Annotated in this window: 17 protein-coding genes and 1 pseudogene; 11 read left to right on the top strand and 7 right to left on the bottom strand. The window is 62.4% G+C overall.

Annotated features, from left to right (window positions below; translation table 11 throughout):
- The first annotated feature begins 92 nt into the window (after positions 1 to 92).
- From BMY06_RS13375 to BMY06_RS13360, 4 genes and pseudogenes are all read left to right on the top strand, one after another.
- Positions 93 to 524, top strand: a complete 432-nt coding sequence (locus BMY06_RS13375) for a PNPOx family protein (RefSeq protein ID WP_074983623.1) — start codon at positions 93 to 95, stop codon at positions 522 to 524.
- A 444-nt stretch (positions 525 to 968) separates the two neighbouring features.
- Positions 969 to 2,687, top strand: a pseudogene (locus tag BMY06_RS13370) (ribonucleoside triphosphate reductase); the annotation flags it as partial.
- A 71-nt stretch (positions 2,688 to 2,758) separates the two neighbouring features.
- The gene (gene nrdD, locus BMY06_RS13365; protein ID WP_065058448.1) at positions 2,759 to 2,941 is read left to right on the top strand and encodes an anaerobic ribonucleoside-triphosphate reductase; all 183 of its coding nucleotides are present in this window, start codon (positions 2,759 to 2,761) and stop codon (positions 2,939 to 2,941) included.
- Positions 2,938 to 3,663 (top strand): anaerobic ribonucleoside-triphosphate reductase activating protein, encoded by a 726-nt coding sequence (locus BMY06_RS13360; protein ID WP_065058446.1) that lies wholly within the window; start codon positions 2,938 to 2,940, stop codon positions 3,661 to 3,663. The genes nrdD and BMY06_RS13360 overlap by 4 nt, the downstream gene beginning before the upstream one ends.
- 89 nt (positions 3,664 to 3,752) lie before the next feature.
- Here BMY06_RS13360 and BMY06_RS13355 read toward each other — a convergent pair whose 3' ends face one another.
- Positions 3,753 to 4,469 carry a DUF554 domain-containing protein gene (locus tag BMY06_RS13355; RefSeq protein WP_074983622.1) on the bottom strand — a complete coding sequence of 239 codons (717 nt, stop codon included), beginning with the start codon at positions 4,467 to 4,469 and terminating at the stop codon, positions 3,753 to 3,755.
- A gap of 48 nt (positions 4,470 to 4,517) precedes the next feature.
- The gene (locus tag BMY06_RS13350; protein WP_074983620.1) at positions 4,518 to 5,090 is read right to left on the bottom strand and encodes a UbiX family flavin prenyltransferase; all 573 of its coding nucleotides are present in this window, start codon (positions 5,088 to 5,090) and stop codon (positions 4,518 to 4,520) included.
- Positions 5,091 to 5,528: 438 nt separating this feature from the next.
- Between BMY06_RS13350 and BMY06_RS13345 the strand changes: the two genes are divergently transcribed.
- On the top strand, positions 5,529 to 6,434 hold the full coding sequence (locus BMY06_RS13345) for a LysR family transcriptional regulator (protein ID WP_074983618.1): 906 nt from the start codon (positions 5,529 to 5,531) through the stop codon (positions 6,432 to 6,434).
- Positions 6,435 to 6,515: 81 nt separating this feature from the next.
- On the opposite strand, the gene BMY06_RS13340 is transcribed toward BMY06_RS13345, so the two are convergent.
- A complete protein-coding gene (locus tag BMY06_RS13340) occupies positions 6,516 to 7,211 on the bottom strand; it encodes a hypothetical protein (protein ID WP_074983777.1) in 696 nt (231 codons plus the stop codon).
- Positions 7,212 to 7,338: 127 nt separating this feature from the next.
- The gene (locus tag BMY06_RS13335) at positions 7,339 to 9,498 is read right to left on the bottom strand and encodes a TonB-dependent siderophore receptor (protein ID WP_231957454.1); all 2,160 of its coding nucleotides are present in this window, start codon (positions 9,496 to 9,498) and stop codon (positions 7,339 to 7,341) included.
- A gap of 599 nt (positions 9,499 to 10,097) precedes the next feature.
- On the opposite strand from BMY06_RS13335, the gene BMY06_RS13330 reads away from it, so the two are divergent.
- Both BMY06_RS13330 and BMY06_RS13325 read left to right on the top strand, forming a co-directional pair.
- Positions 10,098 to 10,781: a response regulator transcription factor gene (locus BMY06_RS13330; protein ID WP_074983616.1), complete on the top strand. Its 684-nt coding sequence runs from the start codon at positions 10,098 to 10,100 to the stop codon at positions 10,779 to 10,781.
- The gene (locus BMY06_RS13325; protein ID WP_124263132.1) at positions 10,759 to 12,132 is read left to right on the top strand and encodes a sensor histidine kinase; all 1,374 of its coding nucleotides are present in this window, start codon (positions 10,759 to 10,761) and stop codon (positions 12,130 to 12,132) included. The genes BMY06_RS13330 and BMY06_RS13325 overlap by 23 nt, the downstream gene beginning before the upstream one ends.
- Positions 12,133 to 12,190: 58 nt before the next feature.
- Here BMY06_RS13325 and BMY06_RS13320 read toward each other — a convergent pair whose 3' ends face one another.
- The 3 genes from BMY06_RS13320 to BMY06_RS13310 form a co-directional block, all read right to left on the bottom strand.
- Positions 12,191 to 12,826, bottom strand: a complete 636-nt coding sequence (locus BMY06_RS13320; RefSeq protein WP_065058438.1) for a flavin reductase family protein — start codon at positions 12,824 to 12,826, stop codon at positions 12,191 to 12,193.
- 57 nt (positions 12,827 to 12,883) lie between these two features.
- Positions 12,884 to 13,588, bottom strand: coding sequence for a GntR family transcriptional regulator (locus BMY06_RS13315; protein ID WP_065058596.1), 705 nt, complete (start codon positions 13,586 to 13,588; stop codon positions 12,884 to 12,886).
- 174 nt (positions 13,589 to 13,762) lie between these two features.
- Positions 13,763 to 14,767, bottom strand: a complete 1,005-nt coding sequence (locus BMY06_RS13310) for a polysaccharide deacetylase family protein (RefSeq protein ID WP_074983615.1) — start codon at positions 14,765 to 14,767, stop codon at positions 13,763 to 13,765.
- A 335-nt stretch (positions 14,768 to 15,102) separates the two neighbouring features.
- Here BMY06_RS13310 and BMY06_RS13305 point away from each other — a divergent pair, with 335 nt between their 5' ends.
- The 4 genes from BMY06_RS13305 to BMY06_RS13290 are packed head-to-tail and all read left to right on the top strand — an operon-like array spanning position 15,103 to position 21,557.
- Positions 15,103 to 16,353 (top strand): ABC transporter substrate-binding protein, encoded by a 1,251-nt coding sequence (locus BMY06_RS13305; RefSeq protein ID WP_080180504.1) that lies wholly within the window; start codon positions 15,103 to 15,105, stop codon positions 16,351 to 16,353.
- 40 nt (positions 16,354 to 16,393) lie between these two features.
- The gene (locus BMY06_RS13300) at positions 16,394 to 17,272 is read left to right on the top strand and encodes a branched-chain amino acid ABC transporter permease (RefSeq protein ID WP_074983613.1); all 879 of its coding nucleotides are present in this window, start codon (positions 16,394 to 16,396) and stop codon (positions 17,270 to 17,272) included.
- The gene (locus BMY06_RS13295) at positions 17,269 to 19,905 is read left to right on the top strand and encodes a branched-chain amino acid ABC transporter ATP-binding protein/permease (protein ID WP_080180505.1); all 2,637 of its coding nucleotides are present in this window, start codon (positions 17,269 to 17,271) and stop codon (positions 19,903 to 19,905) included. The genes BMY06_RS13300 and BMY06_RS13295 overlap by 4 nt, the downstream gene beginning before the upstream one ends.
- Entirely contained in the window at positions 19,902 to 21,557 is a 1,656-nt protein-coding gene (locus BMY06_RS13290) for a gamma-glutamyltransferase family protein (protein WP_074983610.1), read from the top strand. Before BMY06_RS13295 ends, BMY06_RS13290 begins: the two co-directional genes overlap by 4 nt.
- Positions 21,558 to 21,579 lie beyond the last annotated feature (22 nt).

Genomic DNA, 21,579 nt, shown 5'->3' with positions numbered 1-21,579 from the left:
CCTGCCGCCGATGATGAGTTCCAGCATGGAGCGCGTCACCGGCGGCAGAATCGTCAGATACGATATTCCGCAGATTCAACAGGTTTTTCCCCATGCACGCCTTTCCCGCACGCATCTCCGACTTCATGTCGACGCATCACGTCTTGAGCCTTGCCGTGGTTGACGGCGACACGCCGTGGTCGGCCAGTTGCTTCTACGCATTTGAACCGAACAACGCGAGCGTGCTCGTGATGACCAGCCTGAAAACGCGCCACGGTCACGCGATGCAAAGCCGCCCGATGGTTTCGGCAACGGTTTCCGAACAACCCGAGCGCCTTCGCGATATACGCGGCGTGCAGTTCTCGGCGTTCGCGACGCGGCTTTCCGGTGCGGAGCTCGAAGCCGCAATGGATCGCTATCTGATCCGGCACCCGGTTGCGCGCCTGCGTCCCACCGATTTGTGGCGTCTGTCGATCGAACACATCAAACTCACCGATAACAGCCTGGTTTTCGCGCGCAAAACCATTTGGCAACGCGACGAATAACATTGACCGTTCCTCTGTGCTGCGCGGTTCTTGCGATTGATTTTCCGCGCTTCGCTTTTGCCTTTGCCTGTTGTCATGACAGCGATCGCTCCTGAATCGCTATCCCCTTTTGTCTTCATTGAGTCGATTTACCGCAGCTTATTGCGGTAGGTATCGCTTCGTCTTTTTCTCGAACTGTGCGTGATTCACTTACGTCGAATCGCACGTACGTTCAAAACACTCTGAACTCGTCTCCTTTCGCACATTCGCGCATTCGCGTCGTCAACAATCGCGTCTGCACTGCGGCAGTGTGCTGCATCGGTTTTTGACACTCATCAATCTGCCAAGGCATCGTTCAGCGTCGCGGACTCACACCATATAAAGTGCACAAATCAATAGCGACCACAACATATGGTGCAAAAACACATGCAAAACGCGTTGACTCACAACCCCGCGCAAGCTCCGCAAGACGACAAGTCGGGGCTCACCGTCGATGTCGCCTCGACCATCGTCGAGTATCTCAATCGCTCGGATTGGCGCGTCAATGCAAACGCCAATCAAGGCTGGAGCCTGGGTGGGCTGATCCTGAATACGAGCGGCAAGGTCATTGCGAATTACTGGCTCAACAATGTGTATTCCGCCGATATCGGCGCGGCGCATCGCGACGGCTCACTCCATATTCATGACCTTGATATGTTGTCGGGCTATTGCGCCGGTTGGTCGCTACGCAGCTTGCTGCAAGAGGGCTTTAATGGCGTCCCGGGAAAAGTGGAGGCGAATCCGCCACGTCACTTGTCCGCCGCTGTTGGACAGATCGTGAATTTCCTCGGCACGCTGCAAAACGAATGGGCCGGCGCACAGGCATTTTCTTCGTTCGATACGTATATGGCGCCTTACGTGCGTGTCGACAAACTCGGCTATGCCGAGGTGAAACAGTGCATCCAGGAACTGGTTTACAACCTGAATGTGCCGAGTCGATGGGGCACGCAAACACCCTTTACGAACCTGACCTTCGACTGGACCTGCCCCGACGACCTGAAGCATCAGGTGCCTTATGTCGGCGGCGAGGAAATGCCCTTCACCTATGGCGATCTGGGCGCGGAAATGGATATGATCAACCGCGCCTATATCGAGGTGATGTCGGCCGGCGACGCGCGCGGCCGCAGCTTTACTTTCCCGATTCCGACCTACAACATCACGCGCGATTTCGACTGGACGCATCCGAACACGGAGCGTCTGTTTGAAATGACCGCGCGCTACGGCCAGCCGTATTTCCAGAACTTTCTGAACAGTGAACTCGAGCCGCATATGGTGCGTTCGATGTGCTGCCGTCTCCAGCTCGACTTGCGCGAATTGCTCAAGCGCGGCAACGGCCTGTTCGGCTCGGCGGAACAAACCGGCAGCGTGGGCGTGGTGACGCTCAATTGCGCACGAATCGGCTATGAGTGCCGTGGCGACGAAGACCGCGTCTACGCGCGCGTGAACGCTTTGCTCGATCTCTCCAGGGAGAGCCTCGAAGTGAAACGCGCCTTGATTCAGGATCTGATGGACAAAGGTTTGTATCCGTATACCAAACGGTATCTGGGGACTTTACGCAATCACTTCAGCACCATTGGCGTGAATGGCGTGAACGAAATGATCCGCAATTTCTACGGCGATACGGAGGATATTACAACCTCGCGCGGACACGATTTCGCGATCCGCCTGATGGATCATGTGCGTACGCGACTCGCGGAATTCCAGCAGGAAACCGGCCATCTCTTCAATCTCGAAGCCACGCCCGCCGAAGGCGCAACGTACCGGTTCGCCAAGGAAGACCGCCGCCGTTTCGCCGACATTCTCCAGGCTGGGACGCTGGATCAGCCCTATTACACCAACTCGACGCAACTGCCCGCCTCCTGGACCGACGATCCGTTTGAAGCGCTCGAACAACAGGAACCGTTGCAGGCGAAATACACGGGCGGCACGGTGTTGCACCTGTATATGAACGAGGCGGTGTCGTCGGCGAAGGCTTGCCGAGAATTGGTGAAACGCGCGCTTGCCGGTTTCCGCGTGCCGTATATCACCGTGACGCCCACGTTCTCGGTGTGCCCGAAGCATGGCTATCTCAGCGGCCGCCACGAATTCTGTCCGAAATGCGATGAAGCCTTGCTGCACGAAAAAGCCGAAGCCGAGATCGGCTGAACAATTTCACCGTTCGGCGATTCAATATCGCCCTTCCATTTTCCGCTTTCTCAACGCCTCAAGGAGGCATTATGTTCCAGCAACAACTCCCAACGCTTCACGCAACATCGACGCAGCCGGTCCTGAAAGAAGAAGAACGCACGCGCTGCGAGATCTGGACGCGCGTCATGGGTTATCACCGACCGGTTTCCGCCTTCAACATCGGCAAACAAGGTGAATTCGCCGAACGCTGCTTCTTCCGCGAACGCCCATGAGCCATCACGACGAGCCGACACCTTCGCCGAAGCTCGGCGGCGTCGTGCGCTTCTCCAGCTGCGATTACCCGGGCAAACTCGCGTGCGTCGTGTTTGTCTCGGGTTGCCCGTGGCGCTGCCACTATTGCCACAATCCGCACCTGCAAACCCGCAATAGCGCGCCCGATCGGCCCTCATGGCCGTCGATCGCGGCGTGGCTCGAACGCCGCAAAGGGATGCTCGACGCAGTGGTCTTTTGCGGCGGCGAACCGCTGGTCGAACGCTTTCTTCCGTCGATGATGGCGGAAGTGAAAGCGCTCGGCTTTCGCGTTGCGTTGCATACGGGCGGTGGCTATCCGGATCGACTGGCGGCGTGCTTGCCCTTGATCGACTGGATCGGCTTTGACGTGAAAGCGCCGTTCGAGCGCTACGCGGACGTCACGCAGATTGCACGCAGCGGAGACGCGGCACGGCGTTCACTCGATCTCATCGTCGAAAGCGGTATTGAATTCGAATGCCGCACGACGATCCACCCCGCGCTGCTCACCGAGGACGATCTGGTCGCCATTTCGACCGAACTCGTCGCGCGCGGCATCACGAAACTGGTATTGCAGCCTTTCCGGCGTGACGGCGTTCAAACCGGCGGTCCGCTCGATGCGCCGCTGCCTGCCGACTATCCGCCCGCTTCCACGATCGCTCGATTGCAGCAATCGCTCTCGATCGTGGAAGTGCGCGCGCATTGATTCAAACATCGTTTTTTCAATAGAGAAATGAAAAACACCGCACTTGAAGTGCGGTGTTTTTCATTTGACGCGCAAAGCGCATTCGGCGATTAGTGCACGAAGTGCGCCCACAGATGCGAAATCGGCATGACAATCACAAGCGCGGGAATCATGTTCGCGACCGGGAATGCCTTGACGCCGCAGATACGGAAGCCCGTGGCCAGCATGATCAAGCCGCCAACCGCCGAGAAGTCCGCCATCATGTCCGGCGTCGTCATCGGCAGAATCATGGCAGCGAGTGCGGCCAGCAAGAGCTGAATCACGAGTTGCGGAATCGCGATCGATGCCACGGCATAGCCGAGTGCCGTTGCAAAAATCGCAGACGTGAACAGGTCAAGAATCGTCTTGATGTAGAGAATCGACGGGTCGCCGGTCATCCCTTCGTGCATCGCGCCGAAAATCCCGGTTCCGCTCGCGCAGAACAGGACGAGAATGGCCACGAATCGCTCGGTAAATTCGGCTTGTCCCAGTCCTGAATTCGACGGTAAATAGCGGTCGATCACGCCTCGCGTCGAACCGGCCAGTTTGCCGATGAACTTCTCCAGATAGATGATTTCACCGATGGCTGCGCCCAGAATCAATGCGAGCACGACGGCCGGCATGAACTTGACCTTGATGATCAGCGTGATGCCCAGCCCCATCGACGCGAGACCGAACGTCTGCGGCAATGCGAGACGCAGACGTTCGGACAGCCGCGTGCCCAAAAACGCACCCGCGCAACCACCGACAACCACGGCCGACCCGTTGAAATATGGACCAATCAGCATGTTCTTTACCCCAAGTAAATTTCAGTTATCAGCTTTGTTGTTGACCACTCAAGCGTGTGATTCACCCCAGCGAGGCAAATCGGGTACTTCGAGTCCAAATAGATCGAGCGCGCGCCCCACGGTGTGGGTCAGAATCTGATCCACCGTCGTGGGTCGCTGATAGAGCGCCGGCGTAGGCGGAAAAATGATGCCGCCCATTTCCGTGACGCGACGCATGTTGTCGATGTGCGCGAGGTTCAGCGGCGTTTCGCGCGCCAGCAGCACGAGACGGCGGCGCTCTTTCAGCACCACGTCGGCGGCGCGGGTCAGCAGGTTGTCGGATTGCGCTGACGCGATCGACGCGAGCGAGCGCATTGAACAGGGCGCGACCAGCATGCCCACGGTCCGAAACGAGCCGCTGGAGATCGAAGCGCCGAGATTGGTGATCGGGTGGACGACGTCGGCAAGTTCCAGAACTTCCTCGCGGGAATAGTCGGTTTCCAGCTCGCGCGTCAATTCGGCGCCACGCGACATGACCATGTGCACTTCCACATTCATGCCGCGCAGTAACTGCAGCGCCTTGACGCCGTACTGAAACCCCGTAGCCCCACTGATACCGACAATGATTCGCTGGCGCATCATGCCAGTCCTCCATTTAAACCTTTAAACCGAATTGCGGCGCCTGATTGTTTCATCACACTCATTCGTCGCTACCTTTACGCTCTTCGCTTCTGCACTTCCCCATTCAGAAATGCGACGATTAACCACACCTGATTTTCATTACGCAATATTTATTTCCTTTTGGCTCGACGCTTTATTCACACGGTTCCCATGGCGCCCGCTGCCAGGAGAAAGGCCTGTCTGCACAGGCGTTTCGTCCGGCGTGGCGATCGATTCGATTGCTTCGTGGAACGTTTCGTAAGCCAAATTTTTATCCCGGAGCCAATATAGGCAACAACGGCCGATGCCAAAATTACCGTTTCGATATGGCACATTAAGCAAAAAAATATATGCCCGATGAATTTGATTCGAATCAGAAATTGCTGATCCCAATTTGTTAGAATCGGCCGCGGAGGGAATATGGACCTAAAGCGATTGCGTTATTTCTGTGCCGTTATTGAGCAGGGAAATGTTTCAAAGGCAGCACGATTCTTGAATATCGCTCAGCCCGCGCTCAGCAAGCGGCTCAGCGAGCTGGAAGAGGAAATTGGGGCGCTGCTGTTTTTGCGGGGCATCCGGCACATCGAGGCCACGCCCGCCGGGCTACATCTCTACCGCCGGGCCTGCGAGATTCTTCAGAGCGTGGACAACGCCACGCGCGAAACCATCATCATCTCGAAGACGGAAACGCAGACACTCCGTATCGGCGTATCCCATCTCTACCAGCGCTTCTTTCAATCACTGATTCTGGAAATCCACCACCGTCACCCCGACATTCACATTCGCCTCACGGTCTCCGACTCCAGCTACATCGAAATGCTGTTGCGCAACGGGCTGATCGACGTCGCGCTGATCCAGAAACCGTCGAACCCGAGTGGCTACGACTGCCTCAATTTCCAGCCGATAAGCGCCGCCGCGGTCATGACGCCCACGCTGGCAAAAGATCTTCCCGATCGTGCACTATCGCTGTGCGAAATCGCGAAATTTCCGCTGATGCTGTTGCGTCGCGGTGAAGGTCCGGGGATTTATGAACTGGTGAAAGACCGGCTCGAACGCGCGAGTGGCGAACTGAAGGCGGTCATGTCGGTATCGCAGCCGTCGGTTATTCTCGACTGGATCGAGACCGGGCTCGATTGCGCGAGTATCCTGCCGGCCTCGGAGGTCGATCAGGAAAAATGGAAGCATTGCCGCGTGTTTCCCATCTCGTCCACATTCGCTGCGTTTTATCCGAGCATCGTGAAGATGTCGGCGTCTTCGCATATGGCGGCGGTGATGGATATCGTGAAAGACGGACAATGGAATAGCGCGCTCGCAGAGCGCGGCTAATGAGGCGGGAAACACGCGTGCTCGATTTCACGCACGACCCGCCTCGGACGTTCCCCGCGCGATCGCGGCACGATGACCTGCTTACGGACACTCCGCCGCGGCCGATGAACTGACGGCCCAGTTCACAGCCGCATCGAAAATAGCGTTGCCGTCCGCGCTGAGTTTCTCGAATGACCGGTTGCCAAGAAACAGTGCAACGCGGCGTGCGGGTGCAATGAAATCGTAATCCATCGTTGCGCCCTTCTCGTACGCGAACACCACGGCATGCGTCGGCTCGCCGGCGATCGTCGCAATGATTGTGGCGCCCGGCCCCGGTTTGCCCCAACCCATTTCATCGTCGCGCGGATAAACCCAACGCTTACCCGCCGGCACGCCGCCTGCGAGCGGACTCGGCGCATTCACCACATTCACGTAATGCTCCTTCGCGACCTCGCCGAAGTCCTCGCCTTTCTTCTGACCGGTGAAGCGCAGCGAATCGAACAGATCCGATTCCCACGTCAAAATGGGCACCGCGACATCGCGAAACGGCGTTCCGACCATATCGCGCGCACTCACCACTGACGAAATGATGACGAGGTCTTCGCCCTTCGCAGCCGAAACCGGCGCGTCTTCGTTGACCAGTTTGACGATCATCCCGCGTTGCTCCAGATGCGCGATCACCTTGTCGTCCTCTTCACGATCGCGATGATCCAGTCGAGTAACGTAAAGCACATGCTTGTTGGCCGTGACCGTGTCACCGCTCGCGCCCGTTGCATGGGGCGCAGCGGCGCTAGCCATTCCCGCGGCGCTGAATGCGATCAACGCGGTCAATAGCGAGGCGGCGCGCCGCAGCACACGACGCGATGTGTGCGCAACAGCGCGGTCCGAACTCAATGGAAAATTCACATTCATGGTCGCCGTCCTATCAGAAGTCGAATGTCGAGGTCAGAGAAATCGTCCGCTCGAGCCCGATGCCCAATTGGCTCGATCCCGCCGACGCCCAGTAGTGTTTGTTGAACGCATTCTCGACGTTCAACTGGAATGTGGCGTGCCGCCCAAACAGACTCGTCTCGTAGCGAGCGCCCGCAGAGAACAGCGTGTAGCCCGGGATATATGCCTGATTCGCGTCGTTGATCGGACGCTGACCGACGAAATAGGCGCCGCCGTTGATCGAGAATCCATAGAGATGCGGTACGCGATAATTCAGAAATACGCTGCCGGTATAACGCGGCGTATTTTCCGGTCGCTTGCCGAGCGTCGTGGAATCGGTACTGTCGACGAGCGTCGCATCGAGCCACATGCCGGTCGTGACGATCGAAAGATCTCGCGTGATATCGCCCTGATACGAGAACTCGATGCCGCGATAGCGACCCACGCCATTCAGCGCGTAGACGCCGTCGGCATCCGTGCTCGCGGACGGCTGACGAATCTGGAACGCGGCGATCGACGCGAGCGCGCCATTGTTGAATCGATGCCTCACGCCCACTTCCACCTGTTTGCTCACCGCCGCCGGCAGGACCTGATACGCGTTTGTCGCCGTCGCCGGGGCGCTACCGGCCGACTCCAACCCTTCGATATAGCTCGCGTAAACGCTCGTTTTCGGCGTGATCTTGTACACGATGCTCGCTGAAGGCGACGTGTGATTCACATCCTGCGTGACGGTATACGCCTGCGTAGCGTGATACGACGAATAACGCACGCCCGCCGTAAAATCGAGGTTCTTCGTCAGGCCAATGCGATCGAAAAGATACACACCCTGATTGCTGATGTGCTGTGCGTAAAAGGCCTTCGACGAGCCCGCCGTCAAACTGGTGATACTGATCGGCTCATACAGGTTCTGCGTCGCGGTGTAATAGTACGTCGTGAAATTCGGCTGGAATAACCAGTTTTCGTTGACGCCGAACGTGACGTCGTGCGTGAAAGGCCCGGTGTTGAAGAGGCCGTTGATTTCCGCGCGCACGTTCTTGTTTTCATAGAACTGACCATTCTGCTTGCTGCCCTGCAATTGGCCTGTGCCCGTATCGACGTTGTACTTCTGGAAAATCCACAGCCAGCGATTGCGTTGCGTGATCGACTGACCAATCGAAACGTTCGCGCTCCAGTTGTCGTTGATGAGATAGTCGGCGCGCAGGATCTGTGCGATCGCAGTCGATGTCGTGGGCTTGTCATTCGGCACCAGCAATTTCGACGCGTCGGGTAGCGAGGGCAGCGTGATAACGCCATTGACGGCGGTAAGCGGTGTAATCCCGGCCTGCTCGACCACACGCTGATCGATGTGCTCGAGGTCGTACTTGAACGTCAAGCGGTTCGTCGGCTTCCAGTCGAGCGCAACGCTTTCGAACATGCGATAGCCGCGGTCGCCGCTGATCGGCGTCTCGACGTGCTCTGCCATTGCGTTGACGCGAATGCCAAACTGTTTATCCGCACCAAAGCGTCGCGCAATATCGACATGCGCGCCCACCGAGCCGTGCGAATCGACCAGCATCGACGCCGACGTCACCGGCGTATCGCCCGCGCGTTTCATCACCATATTGACGATGCCGGCCGGCACCGCGAAGCCGTAATACAACGCCGAAGCGCCCTTCAGCACTTCGACGCGCTCCTTGTCCTCCATCGGCATCCAGATGTTGTTGTCGATCGGCAGCACGCCGTCGAGGTAATAGCTCTGACGATTGTCGAGCGCAATACCGCGAATCGAAAGCTGGTCATACGAAATGCCGCTCAACTGTTGGCGCGTGACGCCCGCGACATTGCGCAGCGCGTCGTAGAGCCCCGTTGCAGCTTGTGCTTTCAACACATCGCTCGTCACGACGCTCACGGTAGCCGGCACGTCGAGCGCATCGAGTCCGCGATATTGGCCCGTCTGCACGGTCTTCGGCGCGTAAGGGCTCGCCGCCGGCTCTTTCGCCGTCTTGACCATGATGGGCGCAAGCGTCGCGCCCTTTTCCGGCTCGCTCGCAGCAGCGGACGCCGATGCAGGCGCACTGGAAGCCGCGACCGGCTCAGCCGCACATGCGCGGGAATCGGCGAGACCGCCATAAGCGACCACGGTCAGCGCGACCGCAATGGAGCGGCGTCGTTTCAAGGCGGAGCGTTGCCGGACCGAGGCGGCGCGACGAATTTGGCGGGAAGATCGATTCATGGCGGAGAGAGGAGAAAGTAATGCGCAAAGCTGCGCCATCGAATGCGGTGGCATTCGAACGGGGCGACACATCGAAGTTAATTTGATCCGGCGAATACTGAAGCGATGTCCACTCATGTATGCACGAAAAGTGGCTATCGGCCCAGCGGTAGATGTTTATCCGGACGCACACATGACGTAGAGCACAGCGCGAGGCGCGGGATGCAGATCGGCCAACGCTTGAGGATTTTGCTCGATCCTCACCGTGTAGGCGCTGCCATTTATAGTAGGAATGCTAATCATCCTGTCTGTCGACATAGCGACACATGCGCAACGACAGCGCCCGGCAGTGCGTCCGGCGCGTTGGTCGCGAGCCCTGGCTCGGGCTGTCATGGAGGCCTGCTCGCTGCTAAAATGAGAATGGTTCGTATTTATACTTTAAAAATTCAGATTTGGCAATTCCTTCGCAAAATCAATGAGATGAACCGCGTTTAATGAACTTTATTTAATGTTTGAGGGGGCTTTTCGGGGCCTGTCTGCTGAATTTTTGAAGAGTTATCGCTATGCCAACAGTACTCGTCGTCGAGGACGACGCGAAAACACGCCACGAAATCCAGGTCGCCCTGGAGGATGCCGGATATGCGGTCGAAATCGCGACAACCGGCGCGGATGGACTCGCACAGGCGACTTCGCGCCAGCTGGATGCGATCATTCTCGACCGGATGCTGCCCGGCGGCATGGAGGGGCTCGACGTGCTCGGCACGCTGCGAGAGGCGGGATCGACCACGCCCGTGTTGATCCTCAGCGCCCTGTCGACGGTCGACGAACGCGTGAAGGGATTGCGCGCAGGCGGCGACGATTATCTCGTGAAGCCTTTTGAATATATCGAACTGACTGCACGGCTCGATTCTCTGGTGCGACGCTCGCAAACCGCCAGCCAGGAGCAGGCGTATCGCGTCGGAGCGCTGAACGTCGATCTGGTGAGCCGTAGCGTCGTGTACGCAGGCAAGGAAGTTGAATTGCTGCCGCGCGAATACCGGATTCTCGAATATATGATTCGTCGCGAAGGCCAGGTGATCAGCCGCACGATGCTGTTCGAAGCGGTCTGGAATTACCGTGTCGGCGAGCGCACCAATGTGATCGACGTGCATATCAGCCGCCTGAGAAGAAAACTCGACCCAACGGGATCGGCGCCCATCATTCATACCGTTCGCGGTTCCGGCTATGTCCTTCGTGCGCCTGATTGATCTTCGACGCACCACGAGCTTTCGGCTTTCGGTGCTGTTCCTCGGCATCTTCGGCGGCATTTCGGTGCCGCTATTCGCCTATCTGTATTTTTCGATTACCGGTTTTGAAACGCAACGCGTCGATGACTGGTTAGGTCGGGAATATGTCGCCATGCAACGCAGTTCGCCGGAACGCTTGTCCGCACTGTTCAACGTGCTGCGTCAAAGCGATCCGGACCAGCAACGGCCGAACGGCCTGTTCGGCAATGACGGGCGCTATATCGCCGGTTCGTTGACGACATTGCCTCGCGATATTCCATATGTGGGAAAACCATTCGCGATTCGCTTGCATGATGGACCGATCAATCAGACCGCCCGGTGTATTGCCGCGAAACTGCCGGGCGATCGCATGGCCATGCGATGCCAGAATGCGCTGGAACTGGACAGCTTCAACAGCGGGCTTGTCAACGTGCTGCTCATCGGCGCGATGATCGCGCTGGCGATTGGCTTGATCGGCGCGGCGTTGATCGGACTCGGCTCGCTTAGGCGACTCGATGCGGTCACTGCAACGATCAAACAGATCGTTGGCGGCGACCTCTCGCAACGTCTGCCGACGCATCGGCGTCACGACGATCTTGAGAGTCTGGTACGCGTGGTCAACGGCATGCTCGACGAAATCGAGCGCCTGATGAATGAAGTAAAAGGCGTGTGCGACGCGATTGCGCACGACTTGCGCACACCACTGACGTCGATGATCGCCGGACTCGAGCGCGCGCAACGGCGTGGCCGGACGGTCGACGATTATCGTCAGGCGCTGGACAATACGCTCGTCGACGCAACAAGCATGCATCACACTTTCAACGCTCTGCTACGCATTTCGGAAATTGAAAGCGGCGTGCGTCGGCAGTCGTTCGTCGCGGTCGATCTCGGCGCCATTGTGAAAGACGTGTACGAATACTACGAGGCGTCGGCTGAAGAAAAGCAACTGAATTACCGATGCGAAATCGAAGACAGCGGTGAATTCGTGCTTGAAGGCGATCCGAATTTATTGTTCGAAGCGCTCGCCAATCTGATCGAGAATGCGATCAAATTTTCGCCAGTCGGCGGGACGGTTGTTATCGGCCTCGCCCGTCTTGAGGGGCACGTTTATTTGTCCGTTCACGACACCGGGCCGGGCATTCCCGAATCCGAGCATCAAGCCGTCTTGCGCCGCTTTTATCGTGGCGAAGCCAGCCGCCATACGCCCGGAAACGGTCTTGGGCTCAGTCTTGCGAATGCGGTCGCCGTCATGCATGGCATGACTTTGGCGTTCGATCGCGTCGAATCAGGCTGCCGGGTTGTGTTGAGTGAAACGGCCGATATCATCGAATGACATCAGGTTAGATGCAGTCGCCCTGCTCTCAAGTTTCCCGGCAGGCATCGTCGCTGAATTACATTTCGTCCACGGAAGTCGCCGTAGTCGTCGTGCCCTCGTTGACTTCCATCGAAAAGCGGTTGCGCGTATCGACATAAAAGCTCGCGCCGAAACGCCCGACCGGATAGTAATGCTGCAAACGCACGCGGCAGCGCTCGCGGTCGATCAGATCGTCGCGCGCATGCAGCCGCTCCACGCGTCCGATGAAAATATGGCGGCTCGGTGTTTCGAGCGTCTCCCAGAGCGTGCATTCAAACGCCACCGGCGCTTCGGCGATACGCGGCGGGCCGCCACGCGTCGACGGTACTGACGTCAGCCCCGCGTGCGCAAGTTCGCTTTCCGACGCAGGCAGGCTTTCGCCGCAGGCGTGCATTTTTGCAGCGATCGCTTCGTCGGTCAGATGCACCACGAATTCGCGCTCGCGCAGAATATTCGCGGCGGTGTCCTTGAGCGAGTCGTCGTCGCGGCGATTCACGGACAGCATCACGATCGGCGGCTCTTCGCCGACCATGTTGAACATCGAGAACGGCGCAGCGTTGATCACGCCGCCCGGGCTCAGGGTCGTCACGAGTGCGATTGGCCGCGGCACGATGAGCCCCGCCATCAGCTTGTAACGCTCGTAAGCCGTGAGTTCGTTGAAGTCGATTTCCATGGCGTTTTGCGCCCCTTCATGGGCGTTTGTTGGGTTCGCGGCGGCGCGCCGCGTGCATCATTTGCGCGCGCCGGCCACTTTCGTTTCAGCCAGCCCGAGCAGCGAGGCGAGGCTCTTTTCGCCACGCATGCGGGTGGTCTCGATGCGCTGCTCCAGATCGACGAGGTGGGCCTGCATGCGCGCAATCGCGCCTTCGGCGTCGCGCTGCGCAATGCACTCGACGATGGCCGCGTGTTCGTCGTGCTCGCAAGGCGCATAGCCCGGCGGCTCGTACAGCCCGACAATCAACGAGCAGCGCGACACCAGCTCGACCAGATAGCGTTGCAGCACCGCATTGCCCGCAAGCGCCGCCACGCGCAGATGAAAATCGCTCGCCAGACGCGCCCATGAAGGCTGATCGAAGCGGTGCATCGCCGCGTGTTCGTCGTCGAGCTGCTTGCGCAATTGCGCGAGGTCGGCATCGGTCACGCGCGCGACCGCCAGTTCGACCAGCGCGCGTTCGAGTGCGCGGCGCGCTTCGAAAATCGTGCGCGTTTCCTCGGGCGTAGGCTCGGCGATCACCGCGCCCTTGTTCGGCCGCAGCGTGACGATGCCATCATGCGCGAGCTTCTCGAGCACGCGGCGCACGCTCGCGCGGCCCACATCGAACAACTGGCACAGCTCCGGCTCAGGCAGTTTCGTGCCTGGCGTGAGCCGATGCGCGAGCACGCCATCCACGATGGTGCGGTACATCTGCGTTTCGATACCCGCTTCGGTCTGCATGGCGTCATGCGCGCTCGCGAGCGCTTCGTCGCCCGTTTCGTGCACGGCAGGTTTCTTCGCGGCGGCTTTCTTCGCGGCAGGGGATCGGTCAGGTCGGGGCGGTCGGCTGGTGGGCATGATGTGCAACGCGTTCGGCGCAAGCAGGGATAGCGGGTGAGGGAATCGTGAGCCAGTTTAGCGGATCGTGGCCGCCAGATCGCTGCCGATTGCGCCTTCACTCGAGGCTTCGGTCGCTGCCTCGATCGCATCCATATGCGCGCTGATCGCGCCCGGCGTCGTCATCCAGATCGTGCCCGCGCGCGCCGCCTGCGCGATGTGCGCAAGCGCGCGTCGGAGGTGGCGCAGGCGATACGGTTGCCCGACCAGATAAGGATGCAGCGCGATCCCCATCACCAGCGGCTGCCCGCGCGTGGGATGCGTGGCCTGCGTAAGCATCTCGTCGAACTGATCGACGATCATGTCCGCGAACGCCGCGCCGTCCAGATGCCGTCCAACGATCATCGGAATGTCGTTCACTTCCTGCGGATACGGAATCGACCACAGCGGCCCATGTCCGGTGCGCATGCGGACGGGACGGTCGTCGTGACACCAGTTGAGCGTATAGCGATACCCCGCCTGCGCGAGCAGATCGGGCGTGTCGAGCGTCTCCGAAATCCACGGTGACAGCCAGCCCGCCGGCGCCTGCCCCGTGAGCGCCGCGAGACGCGCGCGGCAATGCACGATCAGATCGCGCTCGTGCGCGCGTTCGAAGTCGCTCTGCCGGTGCGCGTTGGAATGGCCGTGCGCGATCAGTTCGTCGCCGCGCTTCACGCAGGCTGCGATCAACTCCGGGCAATGATCGAGGAGCGCCGTGTTCATGACGATGCCCGCGGGCAACGCGAGATCGTCGAACAGATCGAGGCAACGCCACGCGCCCACGCGATTGCCGTATTCGCGCCAACTGTAATTGAGCACGTCCGGCTGCGGCGAAAGCGGACCGAGATTCGCGCCCAGCCCTTCGCCGAACGCGAAGTGCTCCAGATTGAAGCCGAGATAGACCGCGAGGCGCGCGCCGTTGGGCCAGCAATACGTATCGCGCGCGACGATCGGCCGATAGTCGAAGCGCCCGTGCGTGCGCAGCGCGCCGAAGCGCGGGTCGTCGCGCCGGGTGGCGTTCGCGTCGATCGGCGCGGCTTCCATGAAGGTTGTGCTCATTGTGTCCTTGCGTAGTGTGCGATTGCAGTCGGCGATGGGGCGCACCGCTTTGCAGCCATAACGCGGTGCCTGTCGTGGTGCCTGTCGTCGCGCGCGGCGCACCGCTGTTGTGCGAACGCGAACCGATTTGGCGCACCACAAATGGTTAACCATCTGATAGCCAGATCGTATGCAATTGGCGTTCCATATCGTTCGCACGTTGTGATTACTGGCGTCGGCAACTATCTGCTCCAATCGCGAACGAAATGGCATAGCTCTTGCGTGAAGCGACGCATCCGCGGCCTCGCCCGCGTCCGTCACACTCACTGGAGAACCGTCTCATGCCGCTACGTCACGCCGCCCACCAGGCCGTCCGCCCCGCTTCCTCGCCGCGCCGCCAGTGGTTCAAGACGAGTGCCGTCGCGCTTGCGCTCACCGCTGCCGCGCTGTCGTGCGGCGTCGCGTATGCCGCCGACACCATCAAGATCGGCCTCGTCACCGCGCTCTCCGGCCAGTCGGCGCGCGCGGGCGAAGCGCTCACGCGCGGCATGACCATCGCCATCGACGAGATCAACGCAAGCGGCGGCGTGCTCGGCGGCCGCAAGCTCGAACTCGTGCGCCGCGACGACGAAGGCAATCCCGCCAAGGGCGTGCTGGCCGCGCGCGAACTGATCTACAAGGACAAGGTGGCGGTGCTGTTCGGCGGCCTCGATACGCCGGTTTCGATGGCGATCGTGCCGCTCGCCAATCACGAGAAAGTGCCGTTCATGGACCCGTGGGCCGCGGGCACGCAGATCACGCACAACGGCGCGAAGCCGAACTTCGCGTTCCGCGTGTCCGCCGTCGACGAACTGGTGGACGTGGCGATGGTCGCGCACGCGCAGCAGGCTTTCGGCGCGAAGAAGCTCGGCCTCGTGCTCGTCAACAATCCGTGGGGCCAGTCGAACGAAAAGGGCATCGTCGCGGCGCTGGCCGCCAAGGGCATGAAGCCGGCCGGCATCGAAAAGATCGAGGCGACGGATGTCGACGTCACGCCGCAGCTCGGCCGCCTGAAGGCCGCGGGCGCCGATACCTTGCTGATGGTCGGCAATGTCGGGCCTTCGGCGCAGGTGGTGAAGTCGCTCGACCGCATGGGCTGGAAGGTGCCGATCGTCTCGCACTGGGGCCCGGCGGGCGGCCGCTTCACGGAACTCGCGGGACCGAACGCAAAGAACGTGCATTTCGTGCAGACGTATAGCTTCTTCGGCGCGACCTCGCCGATCAGCGCGCGCGTGGTGGCCGAACTCAAGGCGAAGTACCCCGACATCAAGAGCGCCGACGACATCACGCCCGCCGTGGGCGTCGCCAATGCCTACGATGCGATGCATCTGAGCGCGCTCGCCATCGACAAGGCCGGCTCCACCGACGGCGATGCGATCCGCAAGGGCTTCTACGCAATCGACCGCTACGACGGGCTGATCAAGACCTACGTGCATCCGTTCAGCGAGCAGCAGCCCGACGCGCTGGGCGCGAGCGACTATGTGTGGGCGCAGTTCATCGACAACCGGATCGTGCCGGTCAGCGCCGCGGGCGGCCAGATGGCCGCGAAGTAAAGCCGGCACAACACGCGGAAAACCCCGGAGAGATTTACTCATGCAATGGATATCGGCGCTGGTTGCGGGCCTTGGCCTCGGCAGCATGTACGGGCTGATGGCGCTCGGCTTTCATCTGACGTTCGCGGTCAGCGCGACCGTCAACTTCGCGCAGGGCAGCTCGATGATGCTCGGCGCCGTGCTCGCCTACACCTTCGCGCAGACGCTCGGCTGGCCCATGCCGCTCGCCATCGCGCTGGCGCTGGCCGCGTGCGCGCTCTACGGCCTCGTCGTCGAGCGCCTCGCCGTGCGGCCGTTCGCGCGGCGCGGCTCGAACGCGTGGCTCATGGCGACCGTGGCGCTCGGCATCGTGCTCGACAACGTCGTCATGCTGACCTTCGGCACCGAGCCGCGCAGCCTGCCCTCGCCGCTCGCGCAGTCGTCGCTGCATATCGGCGACGCGGGGCTCGGCGTGTATCCGTTGCAGCTCGTGATTCCCGCGGTCGGCCTGCTGCTGGCCGCCGTGCTGCATTACGCGCTGCGCCGCTCGCGCTGGGGCGTGGCGATGCTGGCCGTGGTGCAGAACCGCGACGCCGCGCGTCTGATGGGCATTCCGATCCAGCGCACCATCGCGGCAGCGTTCGCTGTTTCGGCGCTACTTGCGGGCATCGCGGGCGTGCTGATCGCGCCGCTGTTCAACGTGCAGTCGGACATGGGCACCGTGTTCGGGCTCAAGGCCTTCGCGGTCGCGATTCTGGGCGGGCTGTCCAGCGCGTGGGGCGTGATGATCGCGGGCCTGCTGTTCGGCGCTGCCGAAGCGATGATCACGGCCACGCTCGGATCCAGTTACACGCAGATCATCACATTCGGGCTGCTGATCGTCGTGCTGGCGATCCGTCCCAACGGCCTCTTCGGGCGCGCGGAGGTGCGCAAGGTATGAGCGATTCCCGACTTTCTCTCGTCGCGCGCGAGGCAATGCCCGCGCCACGTTCAGGCGAGGCGCGTTCGCGCGGACTCTGGCAGGGCGCGGCGCTCGCCGTCGTGCTGCTCGCCGCCGCGTTCGCCGCATGCAACGTCAACGGCTATTTCGTCGTGGTGCTGGCGGGCGTGGTGTTGCTGGCTATCTGCGGCGTCGGCCTCAACCTGCTGCTCGGGCTGACCGGCCAGGTGTCGTTCGGCCACGCGGCGTTCTTCGCGATCGGCGCTTACGCCGTCGCCATTCTCACCACGCAGTTCGGCTGGAGCTTCTGGAGCGCGTGGGCGCTCGGCGCGGGCGTCGCCGCCGTCGCCGGGGCGCTGCTTGCGCTCACCGCCCTGCGGGTGCGCGGCCCGGGCCTCGCGATGGTGACGATCGCGTTCACCTTCGTGATCGAGCAAAGCGCCGTGGAAGGCGGCGATCTCACCGGCGGGCAAAACGGCATCATGAACGTGTTCGGCCCGGCGCTCGGCGGTTTCGCCGATGGCGAGCGCGCCGTCGCCCTGATCGCGCTCGTGTTGCTCGCCGTGGCGCTCGCGCTCTATGCGCGCGTTTCGCACGGCGCGTGGGGCGCGGCCATGCGCGCGGTGCGCGACAGCGAAACGGCGGCGGCCTCGATCGGCGTGAACGCGCTCACGGTGAAAACCGTGGCGTTCGCGTTCTCGGCGGCACTGGCCGGTTTCGCGGGCGGACTGTTCGCGCCGCTGCAAGGCATGGTGACGCCCGGCATGTTCTCGTTTTCCCAATCGATCCTCTTCGTGCTCGTCGTGATGATCGGCGGCGCGGGATCGCTGGCCGGGCCGCTGGTGGGCGCGGCGGTGGTCGGTCTGCTGCCCGAATTGCTCGCCGGGCTCGAAAACCTGCGTCTGCTGTGCTTTGGCGTGCTGCTGCTCGTCGTGCTGTGGAGCGCGCCCAACGGCGTGGCCGGCGTGGCGGCGGCGCTGGTGCGTCGGCTGGTCTCGCCGTCGCGCGCGCAGTCGGGCGAGTCGCCGCACGATCGGGACGCCGCCGCGCCTGTCGCCCTCGAACCGCTCAGCGCCGATGCGCGCCGCTCGCTCGCCGCGCAAGGCCTCTCGATGACGTTCGACGGCGTGAAGGCCGTCAGCGATCTGTCGTTCGAGCTGCCCGCCGCGCGCGTGACGAGCCTGATCGGTCCGAACGGCGCCGGTAAATCGACGGTCCTCAACATGCTCTCGGGCTTCTATCGCCCGCAAACCGGCACGCGCAAGCTGGGCGCACTGCAACTCGACGCTGGCAGCGCGTTCCGGAGCGCGCGCGCCGGTGTGGCGCGCACCTATCAGACTTCGCAGCTGTTCGGCAGCCTCTCGGTGCTCGACAACGTCGCGCTCGCGCTCACGCGCGGCCGTCTCGGCGCGCTTTTCGGCACCGCGCGCATGCAGGGCGACGCGCCGCGCATGCAGGCGCTCGCGCTGCTGCGCGCCTGCGGCTATCACGGCGACGCGCAGATCGAAGCCGCCAGCCTCGCGCACGTCGACCGCCGCCTCGTCGAAATCGCGCGCGCCCTCGCCACGCGCCCCGCCGTGCTGCTGCTCGACGAACCCGCTGCGGGCCTGTCCAGCGAAGACAAGGCGCGTCTCGGCACCCTGCTGCGCCGCATCGCCGATTCGGGCGTGACCGTCGGGCTCGTCGAGCATGACATGTCGCTCGTGATGGGCGTATCGGATCGCATTGTCGTGATCGACGCGGGACGCTTTCTCGCGCAAGGCGAGCCCGCCGCGATTCGCGCCGACGCCGCCGTGCGAGAAGCCTATCTGGGCGCATCGAACGACGCCGCGCTGCATGCGCTGCGCCCCGCGCACGTTGCACACATTGCGCGGCAAGACGATGCCCCGGCGCGCGAAGTGCTCGGCGTCGGCAACGTGACGGCCGGCTATGGCGCCGCGCCCGTTCTGCACGCGGTGAGCGTGCAGGTACGCGAAGGCGAACTGGTCGCGCTGCTCGGCGCGAACGGCGCGGGCAAATCGACCCTCATGCGCGCCCTCGCGGGCCTGCATCGCCCGGTGGCCGGCGGCGTGACCTTCGACGGCCGCGACCTCGCGCGCCTCGACGCCGCGCAGATCGCCGCGCTCGGCGTCGTGCTCGTGCCCGAGGGCCGCCAGGTCTTCCCCGAACTCTCGGTACTCGATAACCTCAAGCTTGGCGCGTTCCCGTCGGGCCGACTGCCGCGCGGCGAACTGGATGCGCGCATCGAGTCGATGTTCGCGCGCTATCCGCGTCTGCGCGAGCGCCAGCATCGGCGCGCCGGGCTGCTCTCCGGCGGCGAGCAGCAGATGCTGGCCATCGCGCGCGCGTTGATGTCGAAGCCGCGCGTGCTGCTGCTCGACGAGCCTTCGCTCGGCCTCGCGCCCAAGGTCATCGCCGAACTGTTCGCGTCGCTCGACGATCTGCGCAGCGAGTCGCTCTCGATGCTGCTCGTCGACCAGATGGCGGCGATGGCGCTCGCGATCGCCGACCGCGGCTATGTGCTCGAAGAAGGCCGCGTGAGCGCGAGCGGCACGGCCGCCGAACTGGCCGCCGATCCGAAACTGTCCGCCGCCTACCTGGGCGGCCACGCCGACGCCGAAGTCACCGCATGACGATCAACACCCGAATCCACACACGCACGCAAACCTCGACCGCCAACGCGCGTGGCCGCGCGGGCCTCGTCACCAGTCCTCACACGCTCGCCAGCGAAGCGGGACGCGATGTGCTCGCGCGCGGCGGCAACGCGATCGAGGCGGCCATTGCGATGGCGGCGGCGCTGTGCGTGACCATGCCGCATTTCACCGGTCTCGGCGGCGACGGCTTCTGGCTGATTGCCGCGCCCGGCCAGCCCGTCGAGTCGATTTCGGGCATCGGCCAGGCGGCGCGCAATCTCCCGAACTTCGACGGCGCGATTCCCGTGCGCGGCCCCGCGTCCGCGCTCACGAGCGCCGCCACCGTCGCCGCGTGGGAGGCGGCGTACCGCACGAGCCGCGAACACTGGGGCGGCACGCTCGCGTGGGACGCGCTGCTCGCGCCCGCCATCGCGCTAGCGCAGGACGGCTTCGCGCTAACGCGCTCGCAGCACTTCTGGACAACGTATCGCGCCGACGAATACGGCGACGCCGAACGCTGGCGCGGCTTCGCGCAGACCTTCCTGGCGGACGGCGCGATTCCCGCCATCGGCACGACGTTCCGCCAGCCTGCGCTCGCGGCCACGCTGCGCACGCTCGCGACAAACGGTCCGCGCGACTTCTACGAAGGCGCGCTCGCGCAACGCATTGCGCGCGGCCTGCGCGAAGCGGGCTCGCCGCTCGACGCCGACGACCTCGCAGCCACGCGCGTACGCTGCGAGCCGCCGCTCACGCTGCGTTATGGCGAAGGCGTGCTCGCGACGCTGCCGCCGCCCACCCAGGGCATGACGACGCTGCAGATCATGGGCATTCTGGCGAAACTGGGCCTGCGCGATTGCGCGCACGGCAGCGCCGACTACTATCACCGGCTCGTCGAAGCGGTGAAGCAGGCCTTCATCGACCGCGACCGGCATCTTGCCGATCCCGATACGCAAGACGTGCCCGTCGACAGGCTGCTCGGCGACGCTCACCTCGCCGCCTGCGCGGCGCGCATCGAGCCCACGCGCGCACTGGCGTGGCCGCATCGATTCCGTGAAGGCGACACCGTCTATCTCGCCGCCACCGACGCGCAAGGTCGCGCGGTAAGCGTATTGCAGACGATCTTCCACGACTGGGGCAGCGGCGTGATGGCGGGCGACACCGGCATCCTCTGGCACAACCGCGGCGCGGCCTTCCGCGCGCCCGGCGGCGGCCCGCATCGGGACGCGCATCCGAACGTGATCGCGCCGGGCAAGCGGCCATTCCATACGCTCAATCCCGGCATGTATCTCGTGGACGGACGCGCGCGCCTGCTCTACGGCACACAGGGCGCGGACGGTCAGCCGCAGACGCTCGCCGCGCTGCTCACGCGGCTGATCGACTATAGGATGGATCCGCTGGCGGCGCTGGCGCAGCCGCGTTTCCTGCTCGGGCGCACTTTCTCGGACAGTCGCGACAACCTCAAGCTCGAAACACACGCGGGGCGCGAGGTGTTCGACGCGCTGGCCGCGCGCGGGCACGAAATCGCCGAGTTGCCGCCGCTCAGTCCGCTCGGCGGACAAGCGGGGGTTATCTGTCTCGATGTCGACGACGCTGGATTCGTTGCGTGCGGCGCGCACGATCCGCGTAGTGACGGCGTTGCTTTGGCGGTCTGACGTCACCACGCGGTGATTTGCG

The sequence above is a fragment of the Paraburkholderia tropica genome (genome assembly GCF_900109265.1).
Lineage (GTDB): Bacteria > Pseudomonadota > Gammaproteobacteria > Burkholderiales > Burkholderiaceae > Paraburkholderia > Paraburkholderia tropica.
Note: the sequence above shows the minus strand (reverse complement) of the source record. Positions and strands in the feature narration are given on the sequence as shown.